The organism is Streptococcus sp. HMSC062H02 (assembly GCF_001813005.1).
Classification (GTDB): domain Bacteria; phylum Bacillota; class Bacilli; order Lactobacillales; family Streptococcaceae; genus Streptococcus; species Streptococcus oralis_S.
The window spans coordinates 1-10671 of sequence record NZ_KV811110.1; the positions used below are offsets into that span (position 1 = coordinate 1).

The following is a 10671-nucleotide window of genomic DNA, read 5'->3' on the forward strand; positions in this document are numbered from 1 at the left end:
TGCAAACCACCCGTTAGACGGGTGGTTATGATTTGTATAGATGATTAGTCTTTATTTTCGTGTGGCAAGATCAAGTTCAAGATGATTCCTGTCATGGCTGATAAAGCAGTACCTGAAAGTGTAACTGGCCCAAGTTTGAGGATGGCTCCCCCAAGTCCAAGTACTAACATGGCACTAGCAATGATGAGGTTACGCATTTGACTGAAGTCAACGCGTTCTTTAATCAAAACTTTCAAACCATTGCTGGCGATAACTCCGTAGAGAAGGATGGACATGCCACCAAGCACAGCATTTGGAATGGTTGAAATCAAGGCAGTGAACTTACCTAGGAAGCTAAGAGCAATGGCGATAAAGGCTGCGTTACGGATAACTGAGACAGAAGCGATACGAGTCATCCCGATAACCCCTGTATTTTCACCGTAAGTCGTATTGGCTGGTCCACCGAGGAAAGCAGATACAGATGTTGCAATACCGTCACCGAGAAGCGTACGGTGAAGTCCTGGTTCTTTCAGGAATTGACGGCCACAGATTTGGCTCAAAACTGTGTGGTCTCCGATGTGTTCTGAAATTGTTACAATAGCGATTGGCAAGATGGCGATTGTTTCAGGACCGAAGTACAAGTTGTACTCTTTAAAGGCACCACCTGTACTAAATGGCAAGTAGAAACCAGGAATTTCAAACCAGTTTGCTTGAAGGACTGGGGTAAAGTCAACCAAACCAAGCATCATAGCGAAGATGTACCCACCGATGATGGCAAAGAGGAAAGGAATGATACGGAGGAAACCTTTTCCTTTTGTATTGATAAAGGCGGCAATCAAGAATGTAACAACGGCTACAAGGGCGTTTTTCCAGTTTCCGTCTGCTACAAGTCCAGCATTCGTTACAGCAGAACCAGCAAGACCAAGACCGATAACGATAATCATAGGTCCGATAATGATTGGGGGCAAGAGTTTATCAATCCATTTTGTACCTGCAAAACGAACACTTGCTGCTACAAGGACATAGACCAAACCAGTCAAGATTACCCCCGTTTGAGCAGCAGATACATCGCCCCCCATTTCTTTCATGGCTAGAGACATAGCCGTGATAAAGGCGAATGAAGAACCTAGATAAACTGGAACCTTAAAGCCAGTAGAAATCATGTAGATAAGTGTTCCAATACCGGATGCAAAGAGAGCAACCGATACGGGCATTCCCAAAATTAAGGGAACGAGAATGGTTGCACCAAACATGGCAAATACGTGCTGGAAGCTTAGAAGAATACCTTTACCAGCAGAAGGACGTTGATCAACGTCTAGTAACAAGTCAACAGTTGATTCCTGTTTCATAAAAACCTCACTTTTGGGCACCAAAAAAGAGCCCATTATTTTGCAGCAATAGGCCCTCAGAGTAAGACTTTTTAAAAAATAGCTATCTTTTAAAAATTTATATAAATCTGCGCCTTCGTCACCTCACAGGATGACATTAAAAACCTTTGCTTGTGATAGTATAGCAGAAAAAAATGATTTTGTAAATCATTTTTTCCCGAGCCCGGAAATGCGAGAGCGAGGTTTGATTTTGTAAATCATTTTTTCCCGAGCCTAGAAATACGAGAGCGAGGTATGATTTTGTAAATCATTTTTTTCCCGAGCCTAGAAATGTGAGAGCGAAGTTGATTTTGTAAATGGTTTTCTGAACTTTAAACAAGGGTGCACCATTGTTTAAAGCGGGCGTTTATTGGGCATGCCAGCCTTTCTTGGGTACTTGTTAGGCGTCTCCTTTTTCTTTTTGACCACAGTGATGTAGCGCGGATCTCCATTTGGTAGAGCGTAGCTGAGATTGTCTTCGACCTTGCTGAAGAGGAGGTTGAGAGCGTTCTTGGCTTCTAGCAATTCCTCAGGAGCATTGCTGGCCTTGAGTGCCAATAGTTTTCCGCCGACTTTAAGATAGGGAATGGTCAGTTCAGACAAAACCTGCATGCGGGCAACCGCACGAGCCGTCACCACATCAAATTGGGCACGGAAGTTCTTGTCTTGGGCAAAGTCTTCTGCCCGTCCATGGTAGAAGTGAACACCTTCCAAATCCAGCTCTTGAGCCAAAAGCTGAAGGAAGTTGATGCGCTTATTTAGCGAATCAATGATGGTTACATCTAACTGAGGATAGAGGATTTTCATGGGTAGACTAGGAAATCCTGCCCCCGCTCCGATATCAAGAAGTTTGATAGTTTCATTTGAAATCAAGCCTTGCAGAATAGGTGCAATCGAATCGTAAAAATGTTTGAGATAAACTTCCTCTTTATCTGTAATAGCGGTCAGGTTAATCTTCTCATTCCACTCGACCAAGAGTTCAAAATACCGTTCAAATTGGTTCTTTTGCTGGTCCGAAAGTGGAAGATTTTGCTCAGCTAGTAGGCTGTAAAATGTTTCTGGTTTCATAGTAGTTTCCTTCTCTAGTATCATCTTATTTTACCATATTCGTTAAAATTTTGATATACTGGTAGTAATCTAAAAGCAGAAAGGAATAAGATTATGACTTGGATTATTCTTGGAGTTTTGGCTCTGATTGTTATTTTTGTGATTGTTAGCTATAACGGTTTGGTTAAAAATCGTATGCAGACCAAGGAGGCTTGGAGCCAGATAGATGTTCAGTTGAAGCGTCGTAATGATCTCCTCCCAAACTTGATTGAAACAGTCAAAGGCTATGCGAAATATGAAGGTTCTACCTTGGAAAAAGTGACAGAACTTCGTAGACAAGTAGCCACAGCAACTTCACCAGCAGAAGCTATGAAGGCTAGTGATGCCCTTACCCGCCAGATTTCTGGTATCTTTGCAGTAGCAGAGAATTACCCAGACTTGAAAGCTAGTGCCAACTTTATCAAATTGCAAGAAGAGTTGACCAATACAGAAAATAAAATTTCTTACTCTCGTCAACTCTACAACAGTGTTGTCAGCAACTACAATGTAAAACTTGAAAGTTTCCCAAGTAACATCATCGCAGGACTATTTGGCTTTAAAGCTGCAGACTTCCTTCAAACACCTGAAGAGGAAAAGGCAGTTCCTAAAGTTGACTTTAGTGGTTTAGGTGACTAAGATGTTGTTTGATCAAATTGCGAGCAATAAACGAAAAACCTGGATTTTGTTGCTGGTTTTCTTCCTACTCTTGACCTTGGTTGGTTATGCGGTTGGCTATCTCTTCATGCGCTCAGGTCTTGGTGGCATGATTATTGCCTTGATTATTGGTCTTATCTACGCTCTGACCATGATCTTTCAATCGACAGAGATTGTCATGTCTATGAATGGGGCGCGTGAGGTTGATGAGCAAACAGCCCCAGACCTCTACCATGTAGTAGAAGATATGGCCATGGTCGCTCAGATCCCCATGCCACGTGTTTTCATCATTGAGGATTCTTCTTTAAATGCCTTTGCGACAGGTTCAAACCCGCAGAATGCAGCTGTCGCAGCCACTTCGGGCCTTCTGGCTATCATGAATCGCGAGGAACTGGAAGCTGTTATGGGCCATGAGGTCAGTCATATCCGAAACTACGATATCCGTATTTCGACAATTGCTGTTGCCCTTGCCAGTGCCATTACCCTTTTGTCTAGTATGGCAGGACGGATGATGTGGTGGGGTGGCGCAGGTCGCAGACGGAGTGATAATGATCGCGATGGAAATGGTTTGGAGATTATCATGCTTATCATCTCTCTATTAGCCATTGTTCTAGCACCTCTCGCAGCAACCTTGGTGCAACTTGCCATTTCCCGTCAGAGGGAATTTCTGGCGGATGCATCCAGTGTGGAGCTGACTCGCAATCCTCAAGGGATGATCAATGCCTTGCGTAAGTTGGAAAATAGCGAGCCGATGCATCACCATGTTGACGATGCCAGTAGCGCTCTTTATATCAATAATCCTAAGAAAGGTGGCGGACTTCAAAAACTCTTTTATACCCATCCACCTATCTCAGAACGGATTGAACGTTTGAAACAGATGTAAACAAAATCCAGAGATCGTCTCTGGATTTTTGCTATGTTCAAAAATTATAAATCTTGTAAAGCGACGACTTCCAAACCATTTTCTGTCAAGCGATAGATACTCGTACAGACCTCTTTTAAGAAGCGTCTGTCATGCGAAACAGTGATCAGACCGCCGGGATAGGAGGCAAAGAGTTTTCTGATTTCGGGTTGGGAAGTTGGTGAGAAATTTCGGGTAGGCTCATCCAGAATGAGAAAGTTTGGTTTGCGCAACACTAAATCTACAAGTAGGAGCTTGCCTTGTTGCCCGCCAGATAGCGAGCGGATTTGGTGGTGCATCTCTGGATAGTTGAAATTGAGACTGGCTAGGTGAGATTGGATTTTCTGTAGTTCCTCTTTTTGTCCAGTTTGGCTGAGATAGGCTACTGGAGATAGATCCAATTGCAGCTTTTTATGGTAATCTTGTGGCATAAAACCAAGTGAAATCTCTCTTTTGGCGCTTAGTAGTTGCCGCAACTTGGCTAACAGAGTTGATTTCCCAACACCATTTGGCCCGATGATACCGATTTTATCTTGGCCACGGACCGTTAGTTGTAACTCCTGAGCTAAAATACGCTCGCCAATGGACAAATTTTCTTTTTCCAGTTGGACTAAGACTTTAGAAGATGCTAATGGTTGGATGTCTGAAAAGAAAAGTTGGATTTGTTCCTCTTCAAGTGGTTTTTGGGTCATGGACTGAGCTTCCTTTTCAAAGCGTTTTTCTTGAGAGAGAACAGTTTTCATCTTTTTAGCCAATAGGCGACCAGCAGTACTGTCTTTGGTTGCTCGAAGTGCAGTTTCTACATTTTGCTTAACGCGGCGATGTTTTTCCATGGTTTTGTCATAGGCTCTCTGGTCGTTAGCAGCTTGCTGACTTTGTCTGGCAAAATTAGCCTTTCTCTGCTCACTATAGCGATCATAGTCTAAATGCTCGACTAGTGTTTCTGCTTCTTTCCGATGCTTGACCAGTCGCAAGTGGACAATAGTATCTGCCGTTTGAGAAAGAAAGTCTTCATCATGGGAAATGAAAATAACAGTTTGCCTAATCTTTTGAATCTGTCTTTTTAGCCAATCAACCGTCTCAAGGTCTAGGTCATTTGAAGGTTCATCTAAAAACAGAACCTCAAAAGGTTTGGCTAACTCGTGGATGAGCTGAATTTTCAATGCTTCGCCCCCTGATAGACTGCCAATCTCTTGGTCGCTAGCAAAACGGTCGCTATCAAAGTGCAATTCCTCCGCCAAACGATAAAGAATGCTGTAGTCTAAATCAGCAGAATCCAAAAAGAAGTAGTCATGTAGAGTCCTATTTTTCAGGAACTCGGGGAGTTTTTGAGGAATGTAGGCCAGTGATTGAAGGTCAGACTGGATGTCGCCCTTGATGGTAAAATCAGGTAATGCTTCTCCCATTAAAGCTCGTAGTAAAGTCGATTTACCATTTCCTTCTTCACCAATAATAGCAACCTTTTCTCCGTCTTGGATAGTCGTGGTTAGGTCAGATACAAGATCTCGTAGATCTTTGTTTTGCGTGATAGTTAGATGATTGATTTTTATCATATTGTTGCCCTTTCTAGAATGTCGATAGTGCATAACAAAAAGCTCTACTTTATCTAGTAGAGCCCAAAGTCACTGTCCAAAACTCTATTATCCTCGTTGAAAAACTCGTCAAACTAGCTTGGAGCTGCCTACCCCAACCCAAGAGGAGCATAGCTTTCTAGTTTTTTGATTTTCAATGAGGACAAGATACTAGAAAATCTAGTATAAAAAGAGCACACAATAAAGAGACAAAAACAAGATCTACTAAATAAAGATTCTTTATTTGATAGACTTAGTTGTTCATGTCTCCCTTACCTCCGAGTATTAGTACCTCTATCCTATACCTTTCAGGAAATTTTGTCAACAGAAAACAAGTAATTTCAAACTCTAAAAACCGAAAACAGGCCCATAGAGAGTTAGCACGTGTTTGACATGTTCGTAGTGGAACTTGTCATAGTTTCGCCAAGCAATACGAGCTTGATCGTTTAGTTTTAGGCTCCCTAGTCCAATAAGAAGACTGGTACGTTGGTAAAATTTCTCAAGGTCGATTAAGATACTGTTGTCCAGTTTTTCTGCTGTTTTTAGTTCCTTAAGAGTGGTGTTCAGCAGCTCTTGCAGTCGAAGATCATCAGCTGTTCCTTGTTTACAGCTTTGGTAGCTTTTATTTAACTCGGAAAGGAGTTGGTAAGCTTCAGTGATGAGTGCTTTGTCCTCCATATGAGCATCCTCCTTGCTCTGATGTATTCTTGCCTATAGTATAGCACTAATAGGAAAGTTTGTCATAGTAAATATGTTAAAAAATGAGATTTTAATATCAAAGTTTGGGAGGCTGACTTATAGCCTTTTCATGGTATAATCAAGTGAGTACATCTTTATGGAGGAAATATGAAGTTAAACATTCAAGAAATTCGTAAGCAACCTGAAGGCCTGCATTTTGAACAAGCTTTGGACCTGGCAGCAGACTTGCGTAAACGGAACCAAGAGATTTTAGATGTCAAAGATATCCTTGCAGTGGGGAAGGTACAGTATGAAGACCGTCTGTATTTCTTAGACTATCAGCTATCTTATACCATTGTTCTTGCTTCCAGCCGCAGTATGGAGCCAGTTGAGTTGGCTGAGTCTTATCCAGTGACAGAAGTTTTCATGGAAGTAGCGACCAACCAACTGGACCAGGAAGTTCTTGATGATGACTTGGTCTTGCCTATTGAAAATGGGGAAATAGACCTTGCTGAGAGCGTAGCAGATAATATTCTGCTCAATATCCCAATCAAGGTCTTGACGGAAGAAGAAGAGGCGGGCCAAGGGTTTGTGTCTGGAAATGACTGGCAAATCATGACTGAAGATGAATACCAAGCCCAACAAGCAGTCAAGAAAGAAGAAAACAGTCCATTTGCTGGCTTGCAAGGACTGTTTGATGGAGACGAGTAGATGGTTTTATCTAAGAAACGTGCCCGTCATGTCATAGAGGAAATTATTGCCCTCTTTCCAGATGCTAAGCCTAGTCTTGATTTTACCAATCATTTTGAACTCTTGGTTGCAGTGATGTTGTCAGCTCAGACCACAGATGCAGCGGTAAATAAGGCCACGCCAGGTCTCTTTGCTGCTTTTCCGACACCACAAGCCATGTCTGTAGCGACAGAGAGTGAAATTGCTTCACACATTTCTCGCCTGGGACTGTATCGAAATAAGGCCAAATTCCTTAAAAAATGTGCCCAACAGTTACTAGACGATTTTGATGGTCAAGTGCCTCAGACTCGAGAGGAATTAGAAAGTCTAGCTGGTGTTGGTCGTAAGACAGCCAATGTTGTCATGAGTGTGGGCTTTGGGATTCCTGCTTTTGCAGTGGATACTCATGTGGAGCGTATCTGCAAGCATCACGATATCGTTAAAAAATCAGCTACGCCACTTGAAGTAGAAAAACGTGTTATGGATGTCTTGCCACCAGAAGAGTGGTTAGCAGCCCACCAGGCCATGATTTACTTTGGACGAGCTATCTGCCATCCCAAAAATCCAGAATGTGACCACTATCCCCAATTATATGATTTTAGTAATGTTTAAGGGGACTCTGAAAAAGTTTTTGCTTGATTTTAAGGGTGCTTTGTGCTATAGTAAATGGTAACTAAATAGTCCTTTAAACCTGTCCCGTGAGGCAGGCAAGGAGCGCGATAAAGTAGAAGGGTGAAGTCTATACTGTTTACAGTAGGGCTCGCTTGGCTATACATTTCAAGTCTCCTTGTAGAAGGAGACTTTTCTTTTTGGAGGTTTGTCATGAAGGCAAAAGAAGTTGTAGACGAATTGACCGTCAAACGCGCGATTACGCGAATTACTTACGAGATTATTGAGCGCAATAAAGATTTGAATAAAATTATCCTAGCTGGGATAAAAACGCGTGGTGTTTTCATCGCTCATCGTATCAAAGAACGCTTGGAGCAGTTGGAAAACATCACTGTTCCTGTTGTGGAATTGGACACCAAGCCTTTCCGTGATGATGTTAAAAGCGGAGAAGATACTTCTTTGATTTCTGTTGATGTGACTGACCGTGAGGTTATCTTGGTGGATGATGTGCTCTATACAGGCCGTACTATCCGTGCTGCGATCGATAATATTGTTGGCCATGGTCGTCCTGCGCGCGTGAGTCTTGCGGTGCTAGTTGACCGTGGACATAGAGAATTGCCTATCCGTCCAGATTACGTTGGGAAAAATATCCCAACCAGTCGTTCTGAAGAAATCATCGTAGAGATGACAGAACTTGATGGCCAAGACAGAGTTCTGATTACTGAAGAAGCTTAGAAAGCTGAAGGAGTAGCCATGTCAGAAAACCAACAAGCATTGAACCATGTGGTTTCTATGGAAGACCTTACAGTTGATCAAGTGATGAAATTGATCAAACGAGGAATCGAGTTTAAAAATGGAGCCCAACTTCCCTACGAGAACAAACCTATCGTGTCTAATCTCTTCTTTGAAGATTCTACACGGACACATAAGTCCTTTGAAGTGGCAGAGATTAAGCTAGGATTGGAGCGACTGGACTTTGATGTGAAGACTAGCTCAGTCAATAAGGGTGAGACATTGTATGATACCATCTTGACCCTATCTGCTCTAGGAGTGGATGTCTGTGTGATTCGCCACCCAGAGGTAGACTATTACAGAGAGTTGATTGTGAGTCCGACGATTACAACTTCTATTATCAATGGTGGGGATGGCTCAGGTCAACATCCTAGCCAGAGCTTGCTTGATTTGATGACTATTTATGAGGAATTTGGCCACTTTGAGGGTCTCAAGGTTGCTATTGCAGGCGACTTGGACCACTCACGCGTTGCCAAATCCAATATGCAAATTTTGAAACGCTTGGGAGCTGAACTGTACTTTGCAGGACCTGAGGAATGGAGAAGTCAAGAGTTTGCGGACTATGGACAGTTTGTAACTATTGATGAGATTGTTGATCAGGTGGATGTTTTGATGTTACTCCGAGTTCAACATGAACGCCATGAAAGTGGAGCCGTTTTTTCAAAAGAAGACTACCATGCTCAACACGGCTTGAACCAAGAACGCTATAATCGCTTAAAAGAAACAGCAATCATTATGCATCCTGCTCCAGTGAATCGAGATGTGGAAATTGCTGACCACTTGGTTGAAGCACCAAAATCACGCATTGTCCAACAAATGACCAACGGTGTCTTTGTTCGAATGGCAATCTTAGAATCCGTACTGGCGAGTAGAAACGCCAACTAAAACACAAGACGTTAAAAGACGCCAGTGAGCGTCCACGAGAGGTGAAAATATGACAAAAAGACTTCTAGTATTAGAAGATGGCACAGTTTTTGAAGGTAAGGCCTTCGGAGCAGATATTGATGTAACAGGCGAAATCGTCTTTAACACAGGGATGACCGGCTACCAAGAATCCATTACAGACCAGTCTTATAATGGACAAATCTTGACCTTTACCTATCCTTTGGTGGGAAATTATGGAATTAACCGTGATGATTACGAATCCATCATTCCAACTTGTAAAGGAGTTGTCGTTTTCGAAGAGGCGCGTCGAGCTAGCAACTGGCGCAACCAAATGACCTTGGACGAATTCTTGAAAGCCAAGAAAATTCCAGGTATCTCAGGGATTGATACGCGTGCCCTTACTAAGATTATCCGTAAGCATGGTACGATGCGTGCAACCTTGACCCATGTTGGAGACAGTATGGACCATGTGACGGACCAGCTCCAAGCAACAGTCTTGCCGACAGACAATATCAAACAGGTTTCCACTAAAACTTCCTATCCAGCTCCTGGAGTTGGTTTGAGCGTGGTCTTAGTAGACTTTGGTCTCAAGCACTCAATCTTACGTGAACTTTCTAAGCGTAACTGTAACGTGACCGTCGTTCCGTATTCAACAACGGCAGAAGAAATTCTCCACCTAAATCCTGATGGAGTTATGTTGTCAAATGGTCCAGGTAACCCAGAAGACGTTCCAGAAGCACTGGACATGATTCGTGGTGTGCAAGGGAAAATTCCAATTTTCGGTATTTGTATGGGACACCAACTTTTTGCCATGGCAAACGGGGCGAAGACCTACAAGATGAAATTTGGTCACCGTGGATTTAACCACGCGGTACGTGAAATTGCAACAGGACGCGTAGACTTTACCAGCCAAAACCACGGTTATGCAGTTAGCCGTGAGGACTTGCCAGAGCATTTGATCATTACCCACGAAGAAATCAATGACAAGTCAGTTGAAGGAGTTCGCCACAGATACCAACCAGGTTTTTCTGTACAATTCCACCCAGACGCAGCTCCTGGTCCACACGACGCAAGCTACCTATTTGATGAATTTATCGAGATGATGGAAGCTTTTAAACAAGCAAACTAAAAACGAGTAAAAGCTCGTCGGAGAATTTATGTAACTGAACACGGACGGAAAGCTCGGAATTTAGAGAAACCAACTTGGATTGTCAATCCTTCCTTGATTTCCTAAAATTTAATCGCTTTCTATTCGTCCTTTGTATCTTATTTAATGTCGCTCTGTGAGGCGACGAATAGAAAGGAGAAGATACATTGTTCGCGGAAGTGAACACGCCCTAAGAACTGTGTGAAAAAGATAAACATCGTCTTGACGCTAAAGGCGTCTGCACCGAGTTTCCTATTTTCACTGTGTTCTTTA

Annotated in this window: 11 protein-coding genes; 7 read left to right on the forward strand and 4 right to left on the reverse strand. The window is 42.7% G+C overall.

Features of this window, described 5'->3' with window-relative positions:
- Positions 1-44: 44 nt before the first annotated feature.
- A complete protein-coding gene (locus HMPREF2885_RS03735) occupies positions 45-1328 on the reverse strand; it encodes a uracil-xanthine permease family protein (protein WP_000808282.1) in 1284 nt (427 codons plus the stop codon).
- Between the two features lie 372 nt (positions 1329-1700).
- Positions 1701-2414 carry a 16S rRNA (guanine(527)-N(7))-methyltransferase RsmG gene (rsmG, locus tag HMPREF2885_RS03740; RefSeq protein ID WP_070657157.1) on the reverse strand — a complete coding sequence of 238 codons (714 nt, stop codon included), beginning with the start codon at positions 2412-2414 and terminating at the stop codon, positions 1701-1703.
- A 93-nt stretch (positions 2415-2507) separates the two neighbouring features.
- On the opposite strand from rsmG, the gene HMPREF2885_RS03745 reads away from it, so the two are divergent.
- Both HMPREF2885_RS03745 and htpX read left to right on the forward strand, forming a co-directional pair.
- Positions 2508-3068 carry a LemA family protein gene (locus HMPREF2885_RS03745; RefSeq protein WP_049479068.1) on the forward strand — a complete coding sequence of 187 codons (561 nt, stop codon included), beginning with the start codon at positions 2508-2510 and terminating at the stop codon, positions 3066-3068.
- Position 3069: 1 nt separating this feature from the next.
- The gene (gene htpX / locus HMPREF2885_RS03750; protein ID WP_049550416.1) at positions 3070-3969 is read left to right on the forward strand and encodes a zinc metalloprotease HtpX; all 900 of its coding nucleotides are present in this window, start codon (positions 3070-3072) and stop codon (positions 3967-3969) included.
- Between the two features lie 44 nt (positions 3970-4013).
- Here the strand turns inward: htpX and HMPREF2885_RS03755 are convergent, their stop codons facing one another.
- Together HMPREF2885_RS03755 and HMPREF2885_RS03760 are read right to left on the reverse strand one after the other, a co-directional pair.
- A complete protein-coding gene (locus HMPREF2885_RS03755; RefSeq protein WP_070657160.1) occupies positions 4014-5573 on the reverse strand; it encodes an ATP-binding cassette domain-containing protein in 1560 nt (519 codons plus the stop codon).
- Positions 5574-5906: 333 nt separating this feature from the next.
- On the reverse strand, positions 5907-6236 hold the full coding sequence (locus HMPREF2885_RS03760) for a hypothetical protein (protein WP_049501341.1): 330 nt from the start codon (positions 6234-6236) through the stop codon (positions 5907-5909).
- A gap of 168 nt (positions 6237-6404) precedes the next feature.
- Here HMPREF2885_RS03760 and HMPREF2885_RS03765 point away from each other — a divergent pair, with 168 nt between their 5' ends.
- The 5 genes from HMPREF2885_RS03765 (at position 6405) to HMPREF2885_RS03785 (ending at position 10380) form a co-directional block, all read left to right on the forward strand.
- Positions 6405-6947 carry a YceD family protein gene (locus HMPREF2885_RS03765; protein ID WP_049501342.1) on the forward strand — a complete coding sequence of 181 codons (543 nt, stop codon included), beginning with the start codon at positions 6405-6407 and terminating at the stop codon, positions 6945-6947.
- Entirely contained in the window at positions 6948-7577 is a 630-nt protein-coding gene (gene nth / locus HMPREF2885_RS03770) for an endonuclease III (protein WP_000244437.1), read from the forward strand. It begins immediately after the preceding gene.
- A gap of 210 nt (positions 7578-7787) precedes the next feature.
- On the forward strand, positions 7788-8309 hold the full coding sequence (gene pyrR / locus HMPREF2885_RS03775) for a bifunctional pyr operon transcriptional regulator/uracil phosphoribosyltransferase PyrR (RefSeq protein ID WP_049485335.1): 522 nt from the start codon (positions 7788-7790) through the stop codon (positions 8307-8309).
- Positions 8310-8327: 18 nt separating this feature from the next.
- The gene (locus HMPREF2885_RS03780; RefSeq protein WP_049501343.1) at positions 8328-9251 is read left to right on the forward strand and encodes an aspartate carbamoyltransferase catalytic subunit; all 924 of its coding nucleotides are present in this window, start codon (positions 8328-8330) and stop codon (positions 9249-9251) included.
- Between the two features lie 49 nt (positions 9252-9300).
- Positions 9301-10380 carry a carbamoyl phosphate synthase small subunit gene (locus HMPREF2885_RS03785; protein ID WP_000166847.1) on the forward strand — a complete coding sequence of 360 codons (1080 nt, stop codon included), beginning with the start codon at positions 9301-9303 and terminating at the stop codon, positions 10378-10380.
- Positions 10381-10671: the final 291 nt, after the last annotated feature.